The organism is Natronococcus sp. JC468 (assembly GCF_012163165.1).
Classification (GTDB): Archaea; Halobacteriota; Halobacteria; order Halobacteriales; family Natrialbaceae; genus Natronococcus; species Natronococcus jeotgali.
The window spans coordinates 51,545-76,553 of the sequence record NZ_JAAVUO010000018.1 but is presented as its reverse complement, the minus strand read 5'-3'; the positions used below and the strand labels follow the sequence as shown (position 1 = coordinate 76,553).

22 protein-coding genes are annotated in these 25,009 nt (G+C 57.9%); 14 read left to right on the top strand and 8 right to left on the bottom strand.

What is annotated here, in order from left to right:
• From GWG54_RS20870 to GWG54_RS12225, 3 genes are all read left to right on the top strand, one after another.
• Window positions 1–216 (top strand): ATP-binding cassette domain-containing protein (locus tag GWG54_RS20870; protein ID WP_167938037.1); only part of this gene is annotated, 216 nt, incomplete at its 5' end.
• A 538-nt stretch (window positions 217–754) separates the two neighbouring features.
• On the top strand, window positions 755–2,620 hold the full coding sequence (locus GWG54_RS12230) for an asparagine synthase-related protein (RefSeq protein WP_167938036.1): 1,866 nt from the start codon (window positions 755–757) through the stop codon (window positions 2,618–2,620).
• 259 nt (window positions 2,621–2,879) lie between these two features.
• Window positions 2,880–3,476 (top strand): hypothetical protein, encoded by a 597-nt coding sequence (locus GWG54_RS12225; protein WP_167938035.1) that lies wholly within the window; start codon window positions 2,880–2,882, stop codon window positions 3,474–3,476.
• A gap of 103 nt (window positions 3,477–3,579) precedes the next feature.
• On the opposite strand, the gene GWG54_RS12220 is transcribed toward GWG54_RS12225, so the two are convergent.
• From GWG54_RS12220 to GWG54_RS12210, 3 genes are all read right to left on the bottom strand, one after another.
• Window positions 3,580–4,566 (bottom strand): SDR family oxidoreductase, encoded by a 987-nt coding sequence (locus GWG54_RS12220; RefSeq protein WP_167938034.1) that lies wholly within the window; start codon window positions 4,564–4,566, stop codon window positions 3,580–3,582.
• A gap of 85 nt (window positions 4,567–4,651) precedes the next feature.
• Window positions 4,652–5,386, bottom strand: coding sequence for a UTP--glucose-1-phosphate uridylyltransferase AglF (aglF, locus tag GWG54_RS12215; protein WP_167938033.1), 735 nt, complete (start codon window positions 5,384–5,386; stop codon window positions 4,652–4,654).
• Window positions 5,387–6,259: 873 nt separating this feature from the next.
• The gene (locus GWG54_RS12210; RefSeq protein ID WP_167938032.1) at window positions 6,260–6,544 is read right to left on the bottom strand and encodes a HalOD1 output domain-containing protein; all 285 of its coding nucleotides are present in this window, start codon (window positions 6,542–6,544) and stop codon (window positions 6,260–6,262) included.
• A gap of 266 nt (window positions 6,545–6,810) precedes the next feature.
• Between GWG54_RS12210 and GWG54_RS12205 the strand changes: the two genes are divergently transcribed.
• Both GWG54_RS12205 and GWG54_RS12200 read left to right on the top strand, forming a co-directional pair.
• Window positions 6,811–7,185 (top strand): hypothetical protein, encoded by a 375-nt coding sequence (locus GWG54_RS12205; protein WP_167938031.1) that lies wholly within the window; start codon window positions 6,811–6,813, stop codon window positions 7,183–7,185.
• Between the two features lie 348 nt (window positions 7,186–7,533).
• A complete protein-coding gene (locus GWG54_RS12200; RefSeq protein WP_167938030.1) occupies window positions 7,534–8,799 on the top strand; it encodes an RNA-guided endonuclease TnpB family protein in 1,266 nt (421 codons plus the stop codon).
• Window positions 8,800–9,884: 1,085 nt separating this feature from the next.
• Here GWG54_RS12200 and GWG54_RS12195 read toward each other — a convergent pair.
• The gene (locus tag GWG54_RS12195) at window positions 9,885–10,424 is read right to left on the bottom strand and encodes a hypothetical protein (RefSeq protein WP_167938029.1); all 540 of its coding nucleotides are present in this window, start codon (window positions 10,422–10,424) and stop codon (window positions 9,885–9,887) included.
• Between the two features lie 183 nt (window positions 10,425–10,607).
• Complete coding sequence (locus GWG54_RS12190) at window positions 10,608–12,116, bottom strand: flippase (protein ID WP_167938028.1); 1,509 nt, start codon at window positions 12,114–12,116, stop codon at window positions 10,608–10,610.
• Window positions 12,117–12,250: 134 nt separating this feature from the next.
• Between GWG54_RS12190 and GWG54_RS12185 the strand changes: the two genes are divergently transcribed.
• The 3 genes from GWG54_RS12185 to GWG54_RS12175 are packed head-to-tail and all read left to right on the top strand — an operon-like array spanning window position 12,251 to window position 15,320.
• The gene (locus GWG54_RS12185; protein ID WP_209438418.1) at window positions 12,251–13,180 is read left to right on the top strand and encodes a hypothetical protein; all 930 of its coding nucleotides are present in this window, start codon (window positions 12,251–12,253) and stop codon (window positions 13,178–13,180) included.
• 59 nt (window positions 13,181–13,239) lie between these two features.
• Window positions 13,240–14,430 carry an O-antigen ligase gene (locus GWG54_RS12180; protein ID WP_167938027.1) on the top strand — a complete coding sequence of 397 codons (1,191 nt, stop codon included), beginning with the start codon at window positions 13,240–13,242 and terminating at the stop codon, window positions 14,428–14,430.
• Complete coding sequence (locus GWG54_RS12175; RefSeq protein WP_167938026.1) at window positions 14,412–15,320, top strand: glycosyltransferase family A protein; 909 nt, start codon at window positions 14,412–14,414, stop codon at window positions 15,318–15,320. The genes GWG54_RS12180 and GWG54_RS12175 overlap by 19 nt, the downstream gene beginning before the upstream one ends.
• Before the next feature lie 482 nt (window positions 15,321–15,802).
• Here the strand turns inward: GWG54_RS12175 and GWG54_RS12165 are convergent, their stop codons facing one another.
• Window positions 15,803–16,171, bottom strand: a complete 369-nt coding sequence (locus GWG54_RS12165) for a DUF6677 family protein (protein WP_167938024.1) — start codon at window positions 16,169–16,171, stop codon at window positions 15,803–15,805.
• Between the two features lie 669 nt (window positions 16,172–16,840).
• Between GWG54_RS12165 and GWG54_RS12160 the strand changes: the two genes are divergently transcribed.
• Window positions 16,841–18,151 carry a nucleotide sugar dehydrogenase gene (locus GWG54_RS12160; protein WP_167938039.1) on the top strand — a complete coding sequence of 437 codons (1,311 nt, stop codon included), beginning with the start codon at window positions 16,841–16,843 and terminating at the stop codon, window positions 18,149–18,151.
• A gap of 122 nt (window positions 18,152–18,273) precedes the next feature.
• Here the strand turns inward: GWG54_RS12160 and GWG54_RS12155 are convergent, their stop codons facing one another.
• Together GWG54_RS12155 and GWG54_RS12150 are read right to left on the bottom strand one after the other, a co-directional pair.
• Window positions 18,274–18,672: a transcriptional regulator gene (locus tag GWG54_RS12155; protein ID WP_167938023.1), complete on the bottom strand. Its 399-nt coding sequence runs from the start codon at window positions 18,670–18,672 to the stop codon at window positions 18,274–18,276.
• 126 nt (window positions 18,673–18,798) lie between these two features.
• Entirely contained in the window at window positions 18,799–18,972 is a 174-nt protein-coding gene (locus GWG54_RS12150; protein ID WP_167938022.1) for a hypothetical protein, read from the bottom strand.
• Window positions 18,973–19,873: 901 nt separating this feature from the next.
• Between GWG54_RS12150 and GWG54_RS12145 the strand changes: the two genes are divergently transcribed.
• From GWG54_RS12145 to GWG54_RS12125, 5 genes are all read left to right on the top strand, one after another.
• On the top strand, window positions 19,874–21,184 hold the full coding sequence (locus tag GWG54_RS12145; protein ID WP_167938021.1) for a nucleotide sugar dehydrogenase: 1,311 nt from the start codon (window positions 19,874–19,876) through the stop codon (window positions 21,182–21,184).
• Window positions 21,185–21,187: 3 nt separating this feature from the next.
• Window positions 21,188–22,282 (top strand): glycosyltransferase family 2 protein, encoded by a 1,095-nt coding sequence (locus GWG54_RS12140; protein ID WP_167938020.1) that lies wholly within the window; start codon window positions 21,188–21,190, stop codon window positions 22,280–22,282.
• Between the two features lie 191 nt (window positions 22,283–22,473).
• Window positions 22,474–23,364: a polysaccharide deacetylase family protein gene (locus tag GWG54_RS12135; RefSeq protein WP_312854285.1), complete on the top strand. Its 891-nt coding sequence runs from the start codon at window positions 22,474–22,476 to the stop codon at window positions 23,362–23,364.
• A 113-nt stretch (window positions 23,365–23,477) separates the two neighbouring features.
• Window positions 23,478–23,849 carry a DapH/DapD/GlmU-related protein gene (locus GWG54_RS12130; RefSeq protein WP_245242799.1) on the top strand — a complete coding sequence of 124 codons (372 nt, stop codon included), beginning with the start codon at window positions 23,478–23,480 and terminating at the stop codon, window positions 23,847–23,849.
• Window positions 23,846–25,009: an ATP-grasp domain-containing protein gene (locus tag GWG54_RS12125; RefSeq protein ID WP_167938017.1), complete on the top strand. Its 1,164-nt coding sequence runs from the start codon at window positions 23,846–23,848 to the stop codon at window positions 25,007–25,009. Before GWG54_RS12130 ends, GWG54_RS12125 begins: the two co-directional genes overlap by 4 nt.

The window sequence follows — 25,009 nt, the reverse complement described above, 5'->3', positions numbered from 1 at the left end:
GGCGAGTTGAGACACGGACGAACGCGATTCCTCCCCGCCCCTTGGGGCGGGGTTTCCTCGCTACCGCAAGACGAACTGCTCGAGCGCTTTGCGGTTGCCGACTGTGCGGGCCGGTACCCTGCGGCGCTCAGCGCGGGTGACAAACAGCGAGTTGCGGCCGTCCGGGCGCTCGTCAATCGTCCCGACGTCGTGGTGGCTGACCAGCCGACCAGGTAGCTCGATGCTAAGACCGGGACACGGGTTAGTGACCTGTTGCTCGAGTCCCAGGCGTCGATGGACACCGCACTCGTGGCGATCAGCCACACGCCGTCGCTCGAGGATCGGTTCGACCACACGGTCACACTCCACGGTGGAACGGTGACTTCCCAGCGTTGAGCAACGAGTGGCTCTCGATTGTGCCGATAGGTTCTCTTCAGGCCAGTCGCGTATCCGAACTGGGCTTGACCACGGCGGAACGTGTTCCAAGCGTTACCTCCAGATTGGTTCGTCCGCCAGGTCTCGTGGGTCCCCCACTGGGCCACCCATCCCGTTTATAGCTAGCTACCTTAATTTCCATACTTCGAAATATAATTATACAGTTAGAAAGTAAGGTCATGTGGCCGGTGTGATCTGATGTCCTTTCCGCTGGTCAGTGGTGGTAGTGGTTTGGCCCCTCTCTTGCCGCCCGTAACGATCCACCGGCCGTTTTCCGATAGTTGTGCGATTTGTTAATCAGCACTACTGTTATACCACTGAAGGTATAATCTGAAGTGACATGGTCGGAATATACGGAGCATTCGGTTCTCCTCGAACAGACTCTATAGCTCTCGAGAATCCACTCTGCTGGCACGGCGAAGAAGATGTTTCAACATATACGGATAATCATCTCACGATAACGACCGTCTCACACCCGTCTGATGAGGAGTCCCAACCGATATTGGCCGATGACGGCACCGTCGCGATCTGGTTGTGGGGCTCGATCTGGGGGTTCGAGAAGCCAGACGGCGAGTATGTTCCCTCGGATGATCCGCCTGCTGCGTACTGTGCAGCCCTCTATGAGGAGTACGGCACGGAGTTCGTCTCCGGTCTCAATGGGAATTTCGTCGGCCTTCTCTACGACAAACTCGAGGCAGAACTCACGTTCTTCACCGATCGCCTCGGCACGCGTCCACTCCACTACGCTGAGGTGAACGGCGGGGCCGTCTTCTCTACCGATATGCAGACACTCGGGGCCCACCAAGCCGTCGACCTTGAGTTCGATCTCGAGTATCTGGCGGAGTATTTCAGCCTGAAGCGGACGTTCGGTGTGAAAACGCCGCTTCGAGGAGTCGAACTCCTGCAACCAGGCTCGCTGACTACTGTTTCGTTGAACGAGGGTGATCGTACTGTTGATCGGTACTGGCGACCGGTGTACGAGCCGACGGATCGATCGCACTCATACTACGCTACCCGACTGGCGGAACTCATCGAACAGGCGGCGCTCGAGCGCACCGACCAGGGAACGGACTATGGACTCCTACTGAGCGGCGGTAGCGATTCGCGGCTCACGCTCGCCGCGCTTGAGCGCGCTGACTGTTCGGTACGCACCTACCACATCAATGATTGGAAGAACACGGAGGCCGACCTCGCCAGGCGGGCGGCGCAAGCTGTCGACGCCCCCTTTACGTTCCTCCGTCGCGACGAGGAGTACCAGGCGCGTTCGTTGGCATCGACACCGTCGGTTTCGACGTTTGGTGGATACTTCAACCAGATCCACGCCGCCGGGTTCGAAGAGACGTTTACTGCCGAGGTCGACGAACTGGTTACTGGCCACTACGGTGATATGCTGTTCAAGGCTAATCATCTCCAAAAGCCAGCTGTCGATCTCGGGCCGGTGGGGTCGTTCGAACTACCGATCGAGACCGAAGTGTCGACCCTTGAGGAGTTTATCGACTACCGCGCGAGCGATGCGCCGTCATATCTCACCGACGCGCTCGACCGTTCGATCCGTGACATCTATGCGGACAACGTTACCCGGCGTGGTGATCGGATCGTCGATCACGGGGTTGAGTACGAGTCACTTCGGGAGGCGGTGCTTTGTAGCCGCTGTCCGCTGACAAACGGGACGTCGCACTTCTTCTACTACGGCACCTTGCAGATGATGCCCTCTGGAACGCTGTTTCTCGATAACCGTCTCATTGATCTCTTCCTCACGATCCCAATCAAGTCGTTACTCCGGGGGAATCTCATAAATCGGGCAATCGATCGATTGTCGCCGGATCTGGCCGCCATTCCCCACGGCGATACCGGCGTCGGACTTAAACACCCCTTCCAACTTCACTGGTTAGGGAGCCTCGCGACCTCGTTCAAACGGAGTCATCTGCCATCGTCAACACCCGGCTCCTACACGACACAGGGGCCGTGGCCGAACCATGCTGATCTGATCCGATCGCATTCGTTCATCCGTGAGACGATCGACGAGAACGAATCACTCATCCGTGAGCTCCCGTTCCTGGACTGGGAGAGCGTGAACGAATGTTACAACGCCCATCTCGCAGGGGCCAACAACCTGGCCGATCTGTATACGCTTGTGACGTTCCTCAATACGCCGATTGCACAGCAGGCAGTCTCGAGGCGGACGGCAACGTCGGTTTCGAATTGACATCTTCCCGCGCTGAAAGTCGCGGGAATCCACGAAGTGGATACTGAGGTTGCACGGGTCCCCACTATTCACTACATGTCTTCTGGGTTAACGAGACGCGACGCGTCTCGATCGCACACCAGAACGTTCCGCGTTCTGGGGACGTCCTCGGGCAGAGAAGGCTAATCAGGACGAAGAGACCGGCTAGTGAACGGGGAGGATTTATTATATTTTATCACTCTAACTTAGATAGAATACACCAATACACCAAAGGCCAATAATGGGGAACGAAAACGCTCACCAATCACAGAATACGGACGTCCCACTTACGGAATCCACGTCCGAGACTCGAGCACTCTCCGACAATGAGATCTTTCATCTATTGAGCAACAGTCGGCGACGAGAGACGATCCGATACCTGCTGGAAACGAGGGACCCGCTCAGCGTGCCCGAGCTGGCCAGATATCTCGTGGCAGCAGAACAGGAGACGCCTATCGGCGACGTGACTCGAGAGCAATACCAACAGGTCTTCCTTTCGCTCTCTCAGTCTCATCTCCCGGCACTCGATACTGTGGGAGTGATCCAGTACGACCAGTCGCAGGATCTCGTTGAGCCAACTGCGCGTCTCGAGGCCTTCGTGCCGTATCTCGATCCCCCATCGACCGAAACAGACAGCGTTCAATCGACAGTGACGTCTCCTGAGTCTGAAGAACGCGCATTCGATAACTGGTACCTCGTCGCCGCTGGTATCAGTGTGATACTGTTGCTGGCCGTCACAGCGAGACTGATCTCGATCCCGGGAGAACTTGTGGGTTGGCTCATCATTGGTCTGTTTCTCGCAGCGACGGCTGCTACAAAGCGAATAGACTCTAGATAGTGTTCGTGCTCCGCGAGTAAGCGTACCCCCTCGAGTACGACCTGGCGCCCAGTCCGTATTCGAGCGGTACCCGCGGTCACCGAACGGACGAGCTGCCTCCCACCTAGGAGCGACGCACCAGTGGCTCGTACCACTCGCGGTTGGTCTGATACCAGTCGATGAACTCGCTGACGCCCTCACGGATATCCCGCGAGGGCTCGTAGCCGAGCAGGTCGTTCGCCTTGCTGATATCGGCGTGGGTGTGTGCAGCGTCGGCCTCGCGCGCGTCCGTGTACTCGAGTTCGAGCTCGGGCGCGAGTTCGTCACGGATCACCTCGGCGAGCGTCTGGATGTCGATGTTGTCAGTGCTGCCGACGTTCAGGATCTCGCCGTCCGCCGCGTCGTCGTGAAGCAGCTGGCGGTTGACGTCGACGACGTCGTCGATATAGGTGAAGTCGCGCGTCTGCTGGCCGTCGCCGTAGATGACCGGTGGCTCGCCGTTCAGACACCGCGAGACGAAGTTGCTAATCGCCATGTTCGGGCGCATCCGCGGCCCGTAGACCGTGAAGTATCGCAGCGATACCGTCGGTAGGCCGTACACCTCGCTGTAGACGCGCGCGTACTGTTCGCCTGCCAGTTTCGAGACGCCGTAGGGGCTGACCGGCGTCGTCGGATGCTCCTCGTCGTAGGGGAGGTACTCGGGCTTGCCGTACACCGACGACGAACTCGCCAGGACGACGCGTTCGGTCTCGGAGTCCCGTGCCGCATCGAGGACGTTCAGCGTGCCGTCGACGTTGATCGAGTTCGGCTTCCGGGGGTTATCGACGCTCGTCCGAACGCCGGCCTGGGCGGCCTGGTGGTAGATCGCGTCCGCATCGCCGACGAGGTCTGCGATGAGGTCGTCGTCGCGGACGTCGCCCTCGACGAACTCGTAGGTGCCGCCGGCCTCCGACGCGGCTGCCTCACAGGTTTCGATCGTGTGCTCCTTGATCCCGATATCGTAGTACGGATCCAGGTTATCCAGGACCGTCACGTCGTGGCCGCCGCGAGCGAAGGCCTCCGTGAGGTTGCCGCCGATGAAGCCGGCGCCACCAGTTACTAAGATTTTCATTGCTTAATAAGCAATATCCTATCTTAAAAAGAATATCGTCTTCCAGAGGAACTCGGCGTCGGTGTTGGGTCTGGATCTAGCGTTCTTAGTCGCCTGCCGCGGGCATTTCTGCGTCCTGGAGGCGGTCCTCGGCCTCGTCCCGGTCGTCGGGGTAGCCGATATCGATCCGCCAGCCCTCGAGGCCGATCGCATCGATCGTCCGGCCCGACTGAATGAGGAGGTCGACCGCGTCACTGATCTCGTACTCGTCGCGGTTGGAGGGCTGGACGAGGTGACAGGCGTGGAAGATCGCGGGCGTGAACGTGTAGAAGCCGGTCATCACCAGGTTCGACGGCGGATCGTCGGGTTTCTCGATGACGTCGGTGATCTCGCCGTAGGCGTTCGTATCACAGACCCCGTATCGCGAGGCCTCGTCCCAGGGAACTTCCTCGACGAGGAAGGCCGCGTCCGCGCGGTCTTCCTGCTGGCGGCGGACGACGTCCTCGAGGTTCGCTTCGAAGATGTTGTCACCCAGAATCAGCATGAAGTCGTCGTCGATGTGTTCCTCGACGGTCAGCAGGGCGTGGGCAAGTCCCTTCTGTTCGCGCTGGTGGGTATAGGTAATCGGAACGCCGCGATACTCGTCGCCGTAGTGATCCATGATCTTCTCCTTGAGGTAGCCGACGACGATGACGAACTCGCTGGCGCCGAGTTCGACGAGTTGGTCGAGACAGTGCGTGATGATCGGCTTCTCGTCGACCTCGACCATTCCCTTCGGTTTGTCCTCCGTTAACGGTCGGAGGCGTGTTCCTTCGCCGGCAGCGAGTACGACAGCTTGCATGGTTCCATCACATGTGGTTGTTATATAATAGTATTTTGTGTTCGGTAATATAGTTAGAGATTCGAGTCGATGGCCCGTTTCGTCTCGAGATACGCACACCGAGAAGTGCCGGCTGGTAACGATCATGGATACCCGGCGGTGGCCTAGAGTCCGATACGGGCGTATAAATCGGCTCAGTGGAGGAGAGCGTTGGTGATTGAATAATAACTGGTCATGACACTCCTCCGATAGCACACTCCCTACCGAAAGATTCGTTCGACCTCAGACTCGAGATGATAGTACTTGGTAGTTACAGGCAGGTGCTCGCGAGAGCTCGGCTTCACGCGGATACATCGCAGCCACCGCCCGTTCTCCCGCTCTAAGACGGCGATCTCATCAAACTCGAGCCGGCGACCGTTCTCTAACTCAATGGTGATGGTCCCTGCCATTATCCTTCTCTGCTACTGTCTTTTATTCTATTATCTATATTTATAATTTCTGGAAGGTGATGAGAAGATTGAGTTTAATCTGTGACGTTCCAGTATCCGAGAGCCGAGTAGCAAAGAGACGGGCGACGGTTTCCGTGGTGTGTTCGGCTCATCGAGGACGAGGATCCATCCGCTTGAATCGGGCTTATCTCTGTAGTTGCTCGATCGAACTACCCGTTCCAGACTCGAGGATTGGCCCTCGAGATCAGTGCCGTGAGTGCGTCGCTGGAAGTGATCGTCGATCTGGGACCCTGTTGTCTCGTTTGGAGCGGAACCCCCCGCTCGAGTAGCCGTCAACCGCTGACAGTCTGTTCTTCGAGTCGAAGAACGAGGTTCTCACCGTGTGAGATGTACTCTCTGTTATCGGGGTGCTGGAAACAAGGACGAACGCACGTATTCAGGCCTATCAGGTGTCGGCGGCCTGCCGGTCGGGGCCCGCATCGGATACGGCGTCTTGAGTCGGGCTGACCGAAACAGCGCCGGTATGGTCGACGGTCACCTGGTAGTCAGCGTACACGAACGAGACGGAACCGGTGAAGTCGGTTCGTGTCTGCGGACAGGGATGGACCAGTCGTTCGAGTGCATCGACATCAACTACCGCCTGCAGCGGTGGCTCGAGATCGGCCGCGTCGATTCCCTCGTGTGCGGCGATCTGTCGTACGATTTGTACGCCGAGTTCTGGATTCACCATATACTACTCCCCACGACGAACCGTTACTTTAACGTCAGTCAGACATACTTCTACTGAGAATCGTAAACAACCTTGTGATTGAGTGAAGTTTCTCGAGGTCCGTGAACTCTTCTGGTTTGCTTAATTACACCGCAGAACCCAATAGCGTTGTTCAGACTCGTGCTGTGCCACAGTATTGGATCCTGTCAGAGATGCTGGGCAGTCCTACCGCAACCGGCAGCCTTATCGCGGTTTGTGTGGCCAACATCGAGTGTGTCTCTCTAACAATGTCACGTACTGATACGGACGTTCCGTTCGCAGCACTCGCTCATCGCCGGCGGCGGGCCGTACTGGCCTGTGTCGTGCAACACCACGTCGTAACTCTCGCCGACCTCGCGGACGAGCTCGCGGTTCAGGAACATGGAGCGACGATCGACGGAGTTCCGGCCGACGCGGTCAGGGAGCTGTATCTTGATTTGTACCACAACCACGTGCCAACGCTTGCGGACGCGGACCTCGTCGTCTACGATCAGGACCAGGACCTCGTCACGATCACGCCGGCGGGAACCGCCGCGTACACCTATCTCGAGGAGGAGGTGTACGAGTTCAGTGGACGGAACTCTCGACCACCGCAGGACTGCTTAGATGAGGGATCATGTTGAGTCGAGTGGACGGACCAGTACGGTTCTCGTGAGCAAGTGGCGCGAGTGACCTGTGAATTTTCTATCCGCTAATGCTGCTTCTGCCTCGAACTACTAGCTTCTCCGCCTCAGGTCCCCTTTTAACGACTGGAACGCCAAAACATGACACCTACGTCACGATTGAAGCGGCACTAGCGTGGTTTCCTTTCCCTCTTTGGTTCGAGAGCAGCAGCTGAACGGTATCGCCAATCTTCTACAGGCGGTTCAAGGCGAGTGCCTCGGGGCTTGACCCCGAGGGTGAAGCCGACAACGCCTAACCTATCAACGCTAATCTATACCTTTACAACACTCGAGCCCGTCGATTAGGGTATGAAGAAGTCGCTCACGAAGACACTCATCTTCCAACTCCAATCCGGTGATGAGCGACTTCTTTCCGAAGCGTACCACGAAGCGCGATGGGTGTACAACCAGACCATCCAATTAGCGAAAAACGGGACGGACTGGGACGACATCTCACCACGTCTTGAAGACGAAGCTGACCTTGTGAAGAACACCACGCAACGTATCGTCGCCAAAGCACTCAACGCACTTCAGCAGTCCTACGACCGCGACGACTACAACACTCCCGGTCACGAGAAGACCGGGCCATACCCGTTGCGAATGAACTTCACTGAGGGATACAACCTCTCCCTCAAAGATGGTGGGATACACTACCGAATCAGTGCCAAACCGTACAATCCGGTGAAAGGCACACTTCGTGGCGCACCAGACAACCTCGAACTTCTCGAACAAGCCCTCGAAAGTGACGACTGGCGTGTGGGAACCGCTGAAGCAATGACGCGTAACGGCAATCACGAACTGCACGTCAACGTCACTCATCTCGAAGCCACGGTTCAAGATAAACACGATGCTCAGACTGTCGTCGGAGTAGACATCAACGAGGATTGCGTAGCCCTTTCAGCCCTTCGTGAAGACGGCATCGCTGATTCGGTGGTCATCGACTACCCTGAAATCAAGGAAGAGCGTCATCGGTACTTCACGATGCGGAAGCGGATGCAAAACGCTGGCCAGACAGCGTTCGACCGCGTGTTCGAGGACAAGGAAGAACGGTACGTTCACAACCAGCTCCACCAAGTCTCCCGGCGAATTGTAGAGTGGGTTCAGCAATTCGAGTCGCCGCTCGTTGTGTTTGAAGACCTCAAGCATATGCGAGATTCGATTGATTACGGCACTCGGATGAACCGTCGGTTGCACTCCCTGCCATTTCACAAACTCCGCTCGTTCGTCGCGTACAAAGCGGCGTTCGAGGGGATTCCGAACGATGACATCGACCCGGCTTACACCAGCCAGACGTGTTCTTTCTCAAGGTGTGAGCATACGGCTCGGTCGAATCGCCGGAAGAAGCGGTTCAAGTGCAACGCGTGTGGTCGGCAAGACCACGCTGACCGAAACGCGGCAGTGAATATTGCGAAGAAAGGATTGGAATCGTTGAATCGAAATGTGCCTGCTCTCAACATGCTTCCGGTTGTTCGGAAACTGCGACCGCAGGCATCGGGCTGTGTGAACCAGCCGACCGTGACCCACGCAACCGTTCGAGGCCACCAAGCCGATGGTCGCGTGGGAGTGTCCAATTAAACCACGGGAAGCCTCGGGGCTTGACCCCGAGGCGGTTCACAGAAGAGCGAAACCGCAATATCCCAACAGCGGTCGGGATCCACGTCGTTTACGGCGTGGAGGATGTCACGATCCAAGCAGTCTTCCAAGTACCGTCCTGTTCTCGCTGCTATTTCCACTCCGATTTCCGGCTGGCGCATTCGTATTCCGACCAGCACTCGAATTCGAGCCGCCTCCGGTTCCAGTGCCTGTATTCGAATCCGAGCTATTTCTGGTGCCAGCTCCCGAGTTCGAGTTGTTCCCGACACCCGTAGAGTTCGAGTTGTTCCCGGTACCAGCACTCGAATTTGAGTTGTTTTCAGTATCCGCACTGGAGTTCGAATTCGAGGGGATTCCAGTACCAGCATCTGGGTTGCTATTGTTCTCGGTGCCGGTACTCGAGTTCGAGGTGTTTCCGGTACCACTTGAGTTGGTGTTGTTCCCAGTACCCGAACCGGAATTCAGGTTACCTCCAGAGCCAGGGCTCGAGTTCGAGTTGTTCTCGGTGTCAGCACTTGCATTCGGGTTCGAGACGTTTCCGGTTCCAGCACTCGAGTTCGAGTCCGGGTTGTTCCCGGCGCCAGCACTTGTATTCTCGTCTGAACTATTCTCGCTGGCTACCGTTGCCGAACTCGGCTCGGTTCCCTCGCCAGCACTGGATTCATCCCTCCGTCCGCCCTCGGAGTCGCCAGAGTCGCGTTCCTCTCCTCGCTCATCGCTTTCCTCGGTCTCATCGGTGTTTTCCGAATCGTCTCCGTTGGTCTCATTCTCATCGCTACCGACTTTGGGAGGGGTATCGTCCCGAAGCGCATTACCGGGGCCGTTCCTCTCGTCTTGGGTCGCACATCCTGCCAAGACTGCTGTGGTGGCTCCAGCGCCGGCTAATAAACCTCGTCGGTACATAATATGCTATTTATTCAAATTGACCTAATGATTTCCGCTTTCCCCACTATAATTGGTGCAAAGAATATTCTCCTCTGGTGTAACAGTATCTCATCAGGATCGGGGGACATTCACTGGCTCCTCAGATCAGGCCGCACAGCGCTGCCTGTCTGGATATCGTCTCTCTAGTCGTTCTCGGCGGGGTTGTTCGGACCGAGTTTCAAATACAGCGAGTTCCTGAGTGTCTCGTCCGACTCATCAGTGATTGTCGCCCGGAGCAGCTGGACACCGTCCGTAGATCGGAGCTCAAGCTCGCACCCCTCAAGGTCGACCTCCGGCAGGCCGTTTCGCTGCTTGAGGTTGGCATTATAGGTTCCATCGAAGCACTTCGCCCAGAGATACACTTCGCCGACGGGGTGTGTCTCTCCCTCGGGTGTGTGGATCGTCGTGTTTTGGTAGATCCCCTCGTCAATCTCGAACTCGTGGCGCTGGCGGTGGTCCCCGTGTTCCTGACTGAGTGTCTTGACGGACCCCTCGAGTATCTTGCTCCAGGGCCCTCCCAGGTCTTCAGAAACCTTCGGGTGGTCCTCGAGCCACGCTCTTCGTTCGTTATCGCCGAGCGTATCCAGCGCCACCTCGAGCTGAGCGATGGTACAGCCCTTCGGATCCTCGAGGACCGCCTGCGGGCGAACGCTGTCGAGTTCGTCACGATCGGCGTCAGACATAGGGTTGCGTTCAGTTGCCGACACCATTGGTCTTCTGGATAGCCGATTCGTTACTCGGTTTTCACTTTGCATGAGGGGTGGTAGCGCTAGCACCGGAAGAGCACTCGTGCAAACGAACGCCGCGATTCCCCCAATCGGATCGCTTTCAAGGAGGGATCACACGAAAACACGGTCTCCTACACGTCAGGCACCTCTATTATTGATCAGTTCTTCGAAAAGCTCCCGGTCGTCGGTCTCGATGCCGAGCGCTACTAAGACACCGAGGAAGACGAGGCCGCCGACTATTGAACCGCCGATCAGAAGGACATATCCGTCGAGAATCGTTGAGAGCCCGAACATCACGAGTCCGGCCACGAAACCGGCGACAAGGGGTTTTGCGAAGGCGACGGAGTACGGTATCATCCCTTCGAGGTACCGGACTTCAGCTACCCTGAGTACGTTGACAAAGGCCAGCACAGACGCAGTCGCAAGTGCCGCCCCGATCAGGCCGAAATTCACAATGAAGATATAGTTTAACGCCACGTTCAGGATTCCGAGAATCACTTGGTTGATGAGTGTGAGATACTGATGGTCCGTCATCATCAACATATAGCCACTCGGGCCGACGGCAGAGTTAGTGACTTGACCGACTGTGAAGAGTGCAAGGACGAGCGCGCCCTCGGTAAACGCTGATCCGAAGACAGCCAGTAGTTCGCTGCTATACAGCCCACTCACAAGCGCCAGTGGAATCGCAACTGTCAGCGACCACCGAGTGACCGTCTCGTAGATTGATTCTAGCTCTGCAAGATTTCCGCTATCGTACAGTCGTGAGGCGATGGGCGGGAACAACTGATTGAACGCTGTCAACGGCAAGACGAGCATCATTGCAACCATCACAGAAATACGATAGATCCCGACAGCGGTGTCTGCAAGAAAGAATCCAACCATGAGGATGTCGATTCGGTTGTAGAGGATCGTACCGACATCTTTGAGCGTGAGTGGCGCGGAGTAGGAATAGAACTCCGACAACTCTTTCTGCGTCCACTCGCCGCTCAGCGTCGGGCCAAGCGAGGTTCGCGAGTAGAGAACCGACAGCGCCACTGCAGAGACGACAATCGCACCGACGACGATACCCGCGAGAACGCCAAGTAGCGTATATCCGAGCGCCAACGCGACACCGACAAGCACAATCCGAACGATTGGACGGAACATATCGTCGACGAGTACCTGATATTTGATCGTATCGTCAGCACGAAACATCGACGTTGTCAGTTTGGTCGCTGTCGTAAACGGGAGAGCAACGGCGAGAATGCGGAGCGTGTCGACCAACAGTGGTGTGTCAAGTGTGAGTGCGGAGACAAAGGGTGCAGAGACGTAGATGGTGAGTGCGACAAGGATGCTCCCGATCAGGGCAGTCAGATACGCGAGCCCGGCGATTCGATTCCGGCGTTTCGGATCGTCCTCATAGGTTGGGAGAAATCGGAGAACGGATTGTCCAGTCCCGAAGCGGGCGAGGATGATCGCGATCGAGAAGAGGGTCATGCCGTAGCCGTAAACACCGTAGACTGCGGCTCCGAGTCCGCGTGTTAGCAAGAAGTTGAGGAGGAATCGGAGGCCTCGAGAGAGAAGTCGACCGGCGAAGAATAACCCCGCACCGTTCGTTATCGATGAAAGAGAGGACTGAACCGCTTCGCGTCCGTCAGATTCCGACATTAACTCGTGGATTCGACAGCCGGTACTTTACTCTGCTGTCTTCGTTCCGACAGGAGATCCGCTGTAACTGGCCGCTTGCCAGTTCAGTATCAACCGATGGATTCATGTCAAAGTCAGGCTATCTTTTGGTATTGATGGGAATCGTGAAGGAGGAAACAGATTTGATTCAACTAGGTTTGAGTAAAGCTCGGATCGCAAGCAGATACGCACATACGGCGTTCACATCGTTAGTTGGGCCATCGAAAGCCGAGAGAACAGCGGTGATGGAGGAGGATTGGGACACCCTCGTCTTACTGGATGCCTGTCGATCGGATATGTTCTTCCGGCTGTGCGAGTTCTCTGGAACGTTCTCACGGCGGTATTCGAAAGGGAGTACGTCCGCGGAGTTTCTTGCGGAGAATTTCGGCGGAGAGCAGTTCCACGATACGGTGTATGTCTCTGCAAACCCACACACTGCCGACCTCGCGGACGAGACGTTTCATGCCCACGAAGACGTCTACCGTACCGACTGGGACGACGAGCGCCAGACCGTCACTCCAGAAGCAATGAATGAGGCGGTCCGGGCAGCACACGAGTCGTATCCGCACAAACGCATCATTGCCCACTATATGCAGCCACATTATCCGTTTCTCGGCAGTCTCGGCGAGGAGATCGAGCATCGCGGATATGCGCCTGACGGGGACTTTGATGCGGTGGGCGCATCGATTTGGACGCAACTTCAGACCGGGACTGCTGACGTCTCCCGAAGTCGGGTCATCAAGGCCTACGAGGAAAATCTTCGTCTCGTGCTTGAAGAACTCGAGCCGCTCCTTCAGGACATCGATGGGAAAGTCGTCATCTCTGCCGATCACGGCAACCTGATTGGTGAACGAGGATGGCCGATCCCGGTGCGGATGTACGGCCATCCTGGTCGCTCTGGTGCTCGTGGCTTAATTGAGGTTCCGTGGTTCGAGTTCCCGTACGAATCCCGGCGAGACGTTACGTCCGACGCCCCGACTGAACAGGAGCGGGATGCGGATAACGACGATCTCGAGGACCGACTCAAAGCGCTGGGCTACCAATGATGGGGAGGTGGCGTCACCGCTTCTTCGATCGGGATGGGAGGGACAATAGCGCCCTCCTGATGGCACTGGCCCTCCTTCTCATCATCAACACACCGAGCATCAAACTCTTTACCGGTCCGACGTCGGTCGTCAACGTCGTCGCTATCCTCGCGTTAGTAGTCCGTGGCGGGAGACGCTATCTCGACTCGCAATGGAGTCTTTCGGTGCGTGATTCCATCGTGATTGGTCTGCTGGGACTGTCATCCGTACTGATGGTCCTTCCCGGGTACCTCGGCTTCGGTGGTGCTGTCAGGACCGCCCCGCTCGATATCATGAGTTTACTCTTCATACTAGTCGTCGTGACGGTCATCCTGGGAACAGTCACGGCCGACGATGTCGTCTGGTATTCGGTCCTCCAAGTCGGGTGGGCGGTGGTCGTTTCACTCGGCTACCTGCTCGAGGTTTACTCGCTCGGCGCCCTCCCCGATTCGTTTCACTATAATACGGTGGTCCTTCCGATCGCGCTCGCGCTCTGTTCGGTTATCGCATACCTTATTCATCCCCAGTCCTCGTTTTCGCGGCGGTCACTCGCTGCAATCGGTGTCTCGTCGGTCGTGATGCTGATGACCGTCGTCTCACTCCACAGTCGAGGAATCTATATTGGTGTGATTGGCGCAACAGTACTCGGTGTTGGCCTTATCCTGTGGCAGTCCTCACGAGATGTTGCGATTTCGGCTCTCAAACGCGCTTTCGCCGCGATCGTATTCGCTCTTGTCGTCGTTGGGGTTCTGATCAGCCAGGGAGTGATGTCGACCATTATCCTCGATCGAATGGCATCACTCGTGTATAATTTCGAGAATGCTGAACGGATTGACCTCTATACGACTGCGGTGAACATGGTCGTTGAGAACCCACTCGGCAACGGTCTCGGTGCCTACGCACAGACAACGGGGGCCGTCTATCCACATAACATGATCCTCCAAGCAGCCGTCGCGGGCGGGATCGTGGCAGCCCTCTTGTTCGCTTCCGCCATCATCCTGTTGTGTGTGGGATATCTCCAGGATATCAGTACCGAACTCTCGGAGCGAACCCTTGCGATCGGGATGATCACTGCTTATCTCTTGTTCATCTTCTCAATTTCTTATTCAATCACCCATACATATATCCTGTTTGCAGCACTATGTAGCGCTACGAAAATGAATCGTGAAGTGGCTATTTCGCCACGAAAGCGGGCACAGCGGCTCACCACGTCATGGAAGCATCGACTATAATTCCGACACACAACAGGCCGGAACGGGCGATTCGAGCGATCCAGAGTGTCGAGAACCAGACCGGTGGTGTGACGGAGGTCGTTGTCGTCAACGACGGCTCGGATTGCGATTACTCGTCAGTCAGAGCTCATCTCAACGACTCGTCTCTCGAGACACACTATATCGAGACCGATGGGGTGGGTGCTGCTGCTGCCCGAAATCTCGGTGCAGAAGCGACATCTGGTGATGTGTTAATGTTCTTAGACGATGATGATCGCTGGCGGGCGAAAAAGGCTGAACGCCAACTTGCGCTGTTCGACGACGATGTCGTGCTCGTGTACTCCGGCCGGGTCGCCGTCGACAATCAGGGCACCGAGCGCTATCGGATTGACAGTGACCCGACGGGCGACTTTTCCACGGAGATCCTGATCAAGAACAAGATTGGAACGACCTCTGGGGTAGCTGTCCGCCGGAGCGTGTTCGATCACGTGAACGGATTTGACGCCGAGATGTCCGGCTGTCAGGACTGGGAGCTGTGGATTCGTCTGCTCCCATACGGCGAGGTCCGCTACGATCCAGCGTATATGATCGAATGGACCAAACACGACGATCCCAGCGATCAGATGACCGGCGCGTACGAGCGCTATATCGAGGCGATGGACCGCATCCGAGCGAAACATCAGGAGAAGTATCGCCGGCTCTCGTGGATCGAACGCCGGAAAGCACGCGCAAGTCAGTACCAATCGATCGGTTCGAAGGCCGCAAACTGCGGCTCAGTGGCCAAGTATCCATATATTGCCAGAAGCCTCTTACAGTGGCCAACCGTCTCGGCCGGCTCCAGGTTACTCCCCCAACCCGTCTTAGAGCGCCTTCGGAGTACTTTTTCCTCACTTTCCTCCTCACGATTGTAGCGACACGCGCTCCCTGCGGTATCCCGCGCGTGTCGTTCGAACGAGCGTTGATCGCCGCTGCCTCGAGCGCTACGTCTCAGGTCGGCCGCTGTTCGCCGACTGGCTCTCGAGACTCGCCCACATCCTCGGCACCCCCACCCTCGGTGAGCTCGCGGTAGGTCGTACAGTCGGGACACCCAGCGACCGCTCCATTGAGACCGAACACCCGAACGAAATCCCGAGTCACGTACCCACCACAGTCCTGACAAGTTGGCATACGAAGACCGATTGTCGCTGACTACTAATATTCATGGTGGAAGGAGAGCATTTTACCACCGTGAGAGATATATGAACTCGGCTCTCTTCTTTTCAGAGATACAATCTGCAGGAACATACTGTGTACACCGCCAACGAGGGCGGGACCTAGATATCAGGCGGCCGATGGATGAGTTGGCGGTTGATGGATGAACTGAAAGTGAGTTACAGGCGCATCGTTGGCGTACTCAACTCGAGAACGAGGCGTGTGCCGATGCGTCCTCGAGGAGGAGCCGCCCGTAGAGGTCGACCACGTTGAGCACGAGGACGGCGAGTGGGAAAGCGACGGCAGCGAAACCGCCGCTCTCGAGGCGGAGCAGGGTAATGATGAGCGGTTCGGCGGCCGTGCGCTCGGCCAGTAGGGCCCCCGTACTGAGAAATGCGAGGGACACGACACACAGTCCTGCCCAGACGAGCCCACGGCGCCAGTGGCCAGCGTACGCGTGGCCCGCACCGGGAACGAGGAGCGCCAGTCCGTAGGCCAGCCAGATGCGGCCGCGTCTGGCGATGGTGCGTCCCTGCGAGGGGAGGTTCCAGGTGGGTGTCGACGACGACATTAGCGATCGCCTCCGGCAGGATGTCGGGGAACGGGTCGGAACGTGGCACGTGGCTGCATGGGTGAGTTGCCCACACCAGAGACCATGAAAGTCAGTCAGACAGTCGTGTGACGCCCGTCAGAACGTGTGGTCTCATGCCCATCACGACGCGGACTGGTCCGGAGAACAGAGCCAGGAAGTGGAGCGTTGGCACGGCGCGTAAGGGCGGTCACGCCTGTCGTCGCTGTGAGGTCAGGGTCGCCGACGGCGATGCGCCAGCCCTCGAGGTCGGTCGCGTCGATCGTCTGGCCCGACTGGAGCAGCAGGTCGGTGGTGTCGCTGGCCTGCCGTCTGGTTCGCATCTGTGACCCGGCGGGAGAGACAAGCCCCTTGCGGCTGGCGATTGACAGCACAATACTACTGGTCAGGCACTGCGAAACACCGGGAAAGCTGAGATAACCGGATCGTTGCTCCTTTAGAAAGGAGTTTCTCGCCCCATTACTAATTCCGATCCCGCCAACTATTTACCAGTCAGCCCACAAGGTCTATCAGACTTGACTGCCAGCGGCGTCGTATATTCGGTTGATAGACCATGAATGACTCGCCAGTATCCCAAACACTTGCCATGACCGCTACAAAACCACGTCCGACTCGACGAAGATCAGGAACCAGATGCTCGAGGAGGACACGATGACGGAGTCCCAGTACGGAGAGGCCGCCCAGCTGCCCGTCGACGTCTGTGTCGTCGGGCTCGGCTACGTTGGGCTGCCGCTGGCCGCGGCGTTCGACGCGGCCGACAACACCGTGGCAGGGGTCGATGTCGACCCCGAGAAGATCGAGACGCTTGAGTCCGGCGTTGATCCGACCGGCGACGTCGGTGACGCCGCGATCGATGACGGTGAGATCGAGTTCACGACGGACAGCGAGGTCATCAGTGACGCCAAGTTCGTCATCATCGCCGTGCCGACCCCCGTCGACGACACCGAGACGCCGAATCTCGGGATCGTCGAGGGTGCGGCGCGCACTGTCGGCGAGCACATCAGCAAGGGCGCGACTGTCGTCCTCGAGTCGACGGTGTATCCGGGCGCGACGCGCGAGGTGCTCGTCCCCGCGCTCGAGGAGGCATCCGGGCTCGAGGCCGGCACGGAGTTCGGCGTCGGCTACTCGCCCGAGCGAATGGTGCCGGGTGACACCGAGCACGGCCTGGCGAACGTCGTCAAGATCGTCAGCGGCCTGACCGACGAGACGCGTGCTGCGCTGGTCGACCTCTATGGAACCGTTGTGGACGCGGGACTGCACGAGGCGCCCTCGATCGAGACCGCCGAAGCGGCGAAGTGTGTCGAGAACACCCAGCGCGACGTCAACATCGCACTGATGAACGAGCTCGCGATGGTCTGTGCCGAGTTGGGGTTGGACACTGATGCCGTGCTCGAGGCCGCGGGCACGAAGTGGAACTTCCACGACTACCGGCCCGGACTCGTCGGCGGCCACTGTATTCCCGTCGATCCCTTTTATCTCCTCTACCAGAGCGAACGCCAGGGGTTCGACCCCGAGCTCATCCGGACGAGCCGCGAGGTCAACGAAGCGGTGCCGGACCATATCGCGGAGATGACGATCCGTGCGCTGAACGACAGCGAGAAGGTGCTCAAGAACAGCCGCGTGCTCGTGACGGGGCTCACCTACAAACCCGACGTCGAGGACATCCGGACCTCGAAGATCGGCCAGGTGATCGAGGAGCTCCAGAGCTACGGGATCGAGGTCGTCGGCTACGATCCCCACGCCGACGACGACGCGATGCGCGACGAGTTCGGCATCGAGATCCAGCCGGCGCTGTCGGTCACCGACTTCGATGCGCTCGTCGTCGGCACGCCTCACAGCGAGTTCCGGGGCCTCTCGCTTGGCTCGCTTGCCCGCGATATGGCTGCCGACCCCGTGCTCGTCGATATCGACGGGCTGTTCGACGAGGGGGTCGCCAACGGGTTCACCTACCGAACACTCTGATTCGGTTGTTATATAGGCTAGTTGACTCGAGGCTGCGTCAGAAAGCAGGCCCGTCATTCGCTCTACTAGCTTGTCTCATCGACAGCGGTCCGCACGTCACTCGGATCGAGAATGCTGGCGGGTCAGGCGTCCGTCGTATAGTAATCCAATAGATCCTCCAGCAACAGATACTCGCCGCGTTCGGGCGGGTAGCGGGCGTCGATGTGTTCCTCGGCGGCCTCGGACTCCCCACGGCGGGCATGGCGACGGATCGTCGTCGCCGAGCGGTAGAACGTGCTTCCGGCGTCGTCGTCGTGTTGGACACCCGGATCGAGTCCGGGACCCTCCGAACGGTTAGTGACCGACTCGAGGAGGCGATCGTACTTCACCATCTCGGGGTCGTACTCCTCGTTGAGCGCGTTCAACAGCACCTCCGTCGCGAAGCGGTAGAACTCCGATTTGTGCTCGAACTCGCCGTTCTCGACCAGGTCCTCGACCTCGTCGACGATCGACTCCGAGAACCGGATCGTCTCCTGGGCCATTGCCGATCACGTTGCGGTCGAGCCACAGTAACTCTACCGGTAGTCGGAGTCTCGCGGGAGTGCAGCGAGTGTCGCCGTGGCGCGCCGTTCAGGGACTCACCAAGCGGTAGCGCGGAGTCTCCGTCCTCAACGCAGGGGTTCGTCCTCGTCGTCCCACTCGCGTGTGATCCTGCGGAGTGCGGCGATCTCGCCAGCGTATTCGGGGACGACGACACCTCGTTCGCACCACAGCTCCCAAGCCCACAGCAGGTCCGGATCATCCGCCGCCAGCCGATCGAACAGATCGGAATCCGGTCGCATACCCGTATTCAGGGACGGCCGGGATTTGCCTTTGTCGCCCGTTACAGCCCTCGAGACAGTCAGTTACGCGCTATTATCCTCGGCAGCGAATCGTGATGTAGCCCCGAACACTGTAGTGGGACCGCCCGGTGTCTCGAACGGTGCCCGAGACGACCGGGGTCTTGGGCGAGAGCCCTCGCCCGCGATCGTCCACCATGTGCGACGGTGCCGCATCATGCAACGACTCGCGTCCGCTGGAACTCGATCGTTACCCCTTACGGCGTGTCGGTGCAGACGTGGGCCACGAAGGATGGCTCGAGCGCACGTCTCGAGGCCGGCGAGCCCGTAGAGGGTGACTATGTCGAGCAGAAGGACGACGAACAGGAAGGCAGCGTCCCCGAAGATCCCGCCTTTAGGCCCGCAGTGCTGACGTGATCGGGATGCTTATCCCGGTTTGTGTCTCCAGAGTTAAGCGTGACTGTCTGACAATGGGGGATACTAACGCGGAGCTTTCCTTTGCCGCACTCGCGCATCGCCGTCGACGGGTCGTGCGGTCTCCCGTCCACGAACACAACGTCCTGCGCTTGCCGACCTCGCGGTCCGGGAACATGGAGCGCCGATCGACGGGATTCCAACCGACGCGATCACCGAGATCTCTCTGAGTTTGTACAGAGACCAGCTGAGAACGAGTTTGAGAAACGGATCTCTGAGCTGATAGCCGATCGTCACAGACTATCATGAAACATTAGTTATTTGTATTTCGCCAACTATTTATTCTCCGTCAAAGAATCTGCGTTCGACTTAATTGTCGCGCGCATCGTCTTGTAGTCACCCATGAGCCCACACCTAACAGAGCGGAGGAACAAATGAGATCCGGGGTACCGACTCACAACCACTCAACCGATCGAGCGGGGAGACCCGTATGAGCGAGTCCCAGTACGACTCTCCCCTCGAGACGGCCGCTTCCGTTTGTGTCGTCGGCCTTGGCTACGTCGGCCTTCCGCTGGCTGCCGCGTTCGACGCGGCAGGCAACGCCGTCACGGGGGTCGACGTCGACCCCGACAAGGTCGACACGCTCGAGTCGGGGATCGATCCCACCGGAGACGTCGGCGACGCCGCCATTGTCGACGGCGAGATCGAGTTTACGACCGACAGCGCGGCCATCGCCGATTCGGAGTTCGTGATCGTCGCCGTGCCGACCCCCGTCGACGACACCGAGACGCCGAACCTCGGGATCGTCGAGGCCGCCGCGCGGAGTGTCGGCGAGCAGATGACCGAGGGGACGACCGTCGTCCTCGAGTCGACCGTGTACCCGGGCGCGACCCGGGAAGTGGTCGTCCCAGCACTCGAGGAGGAATCAGGGCTGACTGCAGGCGAGGAGTTCGGCGTTGGCTACTCGCCCGAGCGGATGGTGCCCGGCGACACCGAGCATGGGCTGGCCAACGTCGTCAAGATCGTTAGCGCGCTGACCGAGGAAACCCGCGACGATCTGGTCGACCTCTATGGGACCGTCGTTGATGCGGGACTGCACGAGGCGCCCTCGATCGAGACCGCCGAAGCTGCCAAGTGTGTCGAGAACACCCAGCGCGATGTCAACATTGCGCTGATGAACGAGCTCGCGATGGTCTGTGCCGAGCTTGGGCTGGACACCGACGCGGTGCTCGAGGCCGCGGGCACGAAGTGGAACTTCCACGACTACCGCCCCGGACTGGTCGGCGGCCACTGCATTCCGGTCGATCCTTTTTATCTACTCTATCAGAGCGAACGCCATGGGTTCGATCCCGAACTCATCCGGACGAGCCGCGGGGTCAACGAGGCGGTGCCGGACCATATCGCCGACATGACTGTTCGGGCGTTGAACGAGAGCGAGAACGTACTGAAGAACAGCCGCGTGCTCATCACAGGACTGACCTACAAGCCCGACGTCGAGGACATCCGCACCTCGAAGATCAACAACGTCATCGCGGAGTTGCGGAGCTACGGAATCGAGGTCGTCGGCTACGACCCCCACGCTGACCCCGACGCGACGCGGGCGGCCTTCGACATCGAGATCCAGGACGCCTTCGACGTCACTGACTTCGATGGGATCGTCATCGGGACGCCCCATAGCGAGTTCCGCAGCCTGTCCCCCGGGACGCTGGCCGATCAGATGGCTGCCGACCCCGTTATGGTCGACGTCGACGGATTGTTCGACGACCACGCAGCAGAGCTGTTCACCTACAGGAGGCTGTAACCCATGTATCGCGATCACACGATCGGTGTTGTTATTCCGGCGTACAATGAGGAAGGATTCATCGGCGACGTCATCCGCGAGATGCCCGACTATGTCGACCGCATGTTCGTCATCGACGACTGTTCGAGCGACGGCACCTGGGAGGAGGTCCAGCAGGCTGCCAAGGAGGATGCGGGCGTCAGCGAGTCGTTGGTCGAAGCAAGCGGCGAGTCGCTCGGGTACGCTCAGGAGGTCCAAACCGACGGCGGGGTTCGGACCGACGGCGGCGGGATGCTCGCTGAGCGCGCGATCGTCCACGACCCCATCGGACGCGTAGTGCCGATCGAGCACCGTGAAAACCTGGGTGCTGGCGGCGCGATCAAGACCGGATATCTGGCCGCCCGTGAGGACAGTGTCGATATTACTGCTACAGTGGACGGCGACGGCCAGATGGATCTCGAGCAGATGACGCGGTTGTTGGATCCGATCGTCGAGGACGAGGCCGACTACGCGAAGGCGAATCGGTTGCTCTACAAGGAGTTCCGCGAGGAGATGCCGCCGTTTCGGTTCTTCGGGAACTCGATTCTGACGTTCCTGACGAAGATCGCCTCGGGCTACTGGAAGACGATGGACCCTCAGAATGGGTACACCGCGATCTCGAGCTACGCGCTGGATAACGTCGGGCTCGAGAGCATGTACGAGTACTACGGCTACTGCAACGACATCCTCGTCAAACTCAACGCAAAGGGGATGCGCGTTGCCGACGTCGCGATGCCCGCGGTGTATGGCGACGAGGAGTCCTCAATCTCGTATCCGAGCTACATCTGGAACGTCTCAGGGATGCTCCTGCGGGATTTCCTCTGGCGGCTGAAGACGAAGTACCTCGTGCTGGATTTCCACCCGCTCGCGCTGTTTTACTTCTTCGGTGCCGGAACAGCCGGTATCGGAATCCTCTCGGGTCTGTGGGCGATCTATACCGAAATCACGTCCAGTGCAGGAATATTTATGCGCGGTTCGGCGAGCATGATGCTATTCACGATGGGGAGTATGTTCATTATGTTTGCCATGCTGTTCGACATGCAGGTCAACAAGGACAGCGAAATCCAGATTCACGACTAATTCGTCTCTGGATCCGTCTCTCCCAGAAAATATTCATAATCGTATTTGATTATGACAGGTTCATCCTAGAGGGGTACTATTATATATTGGAACGAATAACGTATGCAGTAACTAATGAATTGTCAGATAAGCGTCTTTAGTCAGACGCCTGGATGGCGAGAGAGAACAAGGATCGGTGGAGGCGATCACTCGTGAGCGGAGACCGTACCGCGTGTCTTACGCTTGACCTCGAGAACGACTGGTACTTCGACGATCCCGAGTACGACCATCTGACGTTCGAGTATATTGACGACTACATCGCACAGATCCAACGCCTCAACGTTCCCGTCACCTTCTTCGTCGTCGGGAAGACCATCGAACGCTACCCCGAGGTCATCGACAAACTTGACACGGAGTTGGACAGCGAGTTCCACCTCCACTCCTACCAGCACGACACGTCGAAATCCTATGACTTCCGAACCGAGATCCAGCGCGGGAAGGACGCGTTCGAAGCGCACTTCGGGTACGAACCTCTGGGGTATCGTGCACCGCAAGGGAATATCGCCCCTGAGGAGTTCGCGATCCTCGAGGACGAGGGGTTCGCCTTTGACTCGAGCGTTTTTCCCTCGTATCGGCCCGGCATCTACAGCAACCTCGACAAACCGCTCGCGCCGTACGTCGCCGAGGGGACCGAGGAACTCGTCGAGGTCCCGATCGCTGCGACGCCCGGTACCCGGATCCCGGTCTGTCAGAGTTATCTCAAGCTGCTGGGACGGCCGTATCTGACGTATCTGAAGTACGCCCCATTGCCGGACCCACTGGTCTTCAACACGCACTTGCAGGACTTCTATCAGACGGCCTCGCACGACCGTCTCGAGCAGCCCAAGCAGTCGATCATGAAACGGAACTTAGATGAGTCGCTCGAGCTGTTCGCGGACGCGGTCGAACGGATTCGGGGTCGAGGGTATGAGTTCGGAACGATGGCTGATATCGTCGGTGCCTCGGCTCGAGCCGACACCAATCTGTCATACGACGAGTCTGAAGATCAGCTAGAGTCTCGAAAGACAGCGACCCAAACAGATAGATCAATAAGATTGGACTGAATCTGTTCGAACAGTAAGTCGCGATGATCCCTGAAAAATTCCGGCGGCACCTCTGGTACCGATTGGCTCGAACGGCGCCAACCAACTCGAGCCGCCGGTACGCGCTTCGAAGAATGAGCTTCGTCGAAGCCGAACCCTCCTCATACGTGGGACCGTCCGTCACGATTACGCCGTTGGGCGGACCAACGCCGAATCGGACGCTCCTCACGCTCAAAGAGCGAGCGACCGTGAGTCCGGACGTCACGTTTCTCACCTCGATGCACCCCGAAGAGGCTGAGATTCCGGGCTATGACGGCGAATACGCGCCGATTATTGTCAGTGAGGACGCCTGGATCGGTGCCGACGCTACGATCCTAGGTGGCGTGACGATCGGCGAACAGTCGATCGTTGGTGCCGGGGCTACTGTTACCGAAGATGTTCCACCACAGACGATCGTTGGTGGCGTTCCAGCAGAGAAGCTGAAAGATATCCCCCATACAGAATGACGCAAAAGAAAGCACTCGTACTCGATGGACGCACGCTCTCGAGTCTAGCCGTCGTTCGATCGCTCGGCCAGAAGGAGTACACCGTCCACTCCGGTGAATCGTTCAAGTGGAACCTCACCCGGTTCTCGAAGTACGTCGACAAACATTTCTCGTACCCTCCAGCCGAGGACGAGCCAAAACACTTCGTTAATACATTACTGAACGTCGTCAAGCAGGCCGATTACGATGTTGTGATTCCGACTCGCGATCGGACCACCGAACTCCTCGCCAAACACCAGGATCGGTTCCAGGAGTACACGAACCTCTACCTGGCCGAGGCAGACGTCATTTCGACGTTCATGGATAAGGGCGAGACGATCAAACTCGCTCGCGAGGCCGACGTTCCGACGCCGCCGACGTACTTCCCCGAGGAGACCGACCTCGAGACGATCAAAGACGAAATCGAGTATCCCGCGCTAGTGCGAGCGCGGCGGAGTTCGGGATCTCGAGGAATCGTTCGGACTGAATCGGACGAGGAGCTCGAGGACGCCTACGAAACCGTGCAGGAGGAGTACGAGACTCCGATGATTCAGGAGTATATCGAGAAGACGGGCTACACGACCGCCTGTATTCTGCTTGACGACAACCAAGAGCAAGTTGCCTCGTTCTCGTATGAACGGATCAAGGAGTATCCCCTTACCGGCGGGCCGACGGTTGTCGGCGTCAGTACTGACGACGCAGAGGCCAAGGAGGCCGCAACGAAGCTACTGCAGGAAGGGTCCTGGAAAGGTGTTGCAGAGGTCGAATTCATCCTTGATCAAGATGGTACGCCGCGTCTGCTTGAGGTCAATCCACGATTCTGGATGCCAGTTCATTTGGCTGTAAAATCTGGTGTAGATTTCCCATATTTAATTTCTGAGATAGCAATGGGTAATAATATTGAATATGATGAGAGCTACAATAGACAGCTTACTTATAGGTGGGTTCTTCCAAATGAGATTCTCTGGTTTTTATCCTCGGATAGTATGAATTTGCCTATTAAAAATATGTTTGAATCCAATACGTGTTATGGAGTCTTATCGGCTAGTGATCCATTCCCAATTGTAGGAACATTCGTACAATCATTATTCTTCTTACTAGATGATGAAAAAAGAGCTATGGTACTCAATAGAGGCTCCTAA

Bases quoted from the DNA above. Each gene is read 5' to 3' on its own strand.
- GWG54_RS12155 (WP_167938023.1), bottom strand. From the start codon at position 18,672: ATGGCCCAGGAGACGATCCGGTTCTCGGAGTCGATCGTCGACGAGGTC.
- GWG54_RS12230 (WP_167938036.1), top strand. From the start codon at position 755: ATGGTCGGAATATACGGAGCATTCGGTTCTCCTCGAACAGACTCTATA.
- GWG54_RS12220 (WP_167938034.1), bottom strand. From the start codon at position 4,566: ATGAAAATCTTAGTAACTGGTGGCGCCGGCTTCATCGGCGGCAACCTC.
- GWG54_RS12130 (WP_245242799.1), top strand. From the start codon at position 23,478: ATGAGCTTCGTCGAAGCCGAACCCTCCTCATACGTGGGACCGTCCGTC.
- GWG54_RS12160 (WP_167938039.1), top strand. From the start codon at position 16,841: ATGACGGAGTCCCAGTACGGAGAGGCCGCCCAGCTGCCCGTCGACGTC.
- GWG54_RS12225 (WP_167938035.1), top strand. From the start codon at position 2,880: ATGGGGAACGAAAACGCTCACCAATCACAGAATACGGACGTCCCACTT.
- GWG54_RS12200 (WP_167938030.1), top strand. From the start codon at position 7,534: ATGAAGAAGTCGCTCACGAAGACACTCATCTTCCAACTCCAATCCGGT.
- GWG54_RS12185 (WP_209438418.1), top strand. From the start codon at position 12,251: ATGGGAATCGTGAAGGAGGAAACAGATTTGATTCAACTAGGTTTGAGT.
- GWG54_RS12210 (WP_167938032.1), bottom strand. From the start codon at position 6,544: ATGGTGAATCCAGAACTCGGCGTACAAATCGTACGACAGATCGCCGCA.
- GWG54_RS12125 (WP_167938017.1), top strand. From the start codon at position 23,846: ATGACGCAAAAGAAAGCACTCGTACTCGATGGACGCACGCTCTCGAGT.
- GWG54_RS12150 (WP_167938022.1), bottom strand. From the start codon at position 18,972: ATGCGACCGGATTCCGATCTGTTCGATCGGCTGGCGGCGGATGATCCG.
- aglF (WP_167938033.1), bottom strand. From the start codon at position 5,386: ATGCAAGCTGTCGTACTCGCTGCCGGCGAAGGAACACGCCTCCGACCG.
- GWG54_RS12195 (WP_167938029.1), bottom strand. From the start codon at position 10,424: ATGTCTGACGCCGATCGTGACGAACTCGACAGCGTTCGCCCGCAGGCG.
- GWG54_RS12175 (WP_167938026.1), top strand. From the start codon at position 14,412: ATGGAAGCATCGACTATAATTCCGACACACAACAGGCCGGAACGGGCG.
- GWG54_RS12165 (WP_167938024.1), bottom strand. From the start codon at position 16,171: ATGTCGTCGTCGACACCCACCTGGAACCTCCCCTCGCAGGGACGCACC.
- GWG54_RS12205 (WP_167938031.1), top strand. From the start codon at position 6,811: ATGTCACGTACTGATACGGACGTTCCGTTCGCAGCACTCGCTCATCGC.
- GWG54_RS12190 (WP_167938028.1), bottom strand. From the start codon at position 12,116: ATGTCGGAATCTGACGGACGCGAAGCGGTTCAGTCCTCTCTTTCATCG.
- GWG54_RS12140 (WP_167938020.1), top strand. From the start codon at position 21,188: ATGTATCGCGATCACACGATCGGTGTTGTTATTCCGGCGTACAATGAG.
- GWG54_RS12145 (WP_167938021.1), top strand. From the start codon at position 19,874: ATGAGCGAGTCCCAGTACGACTCTCCCCTCGAGACGGCCGCTTCCGTT.
- GWG54_RS12180 (WP_167938027.1), top strand. From the start codon at position 13,240: ATGGCACTGGCCCTCCTTCTCATCATCAACACACCGAGCATCAAACTC.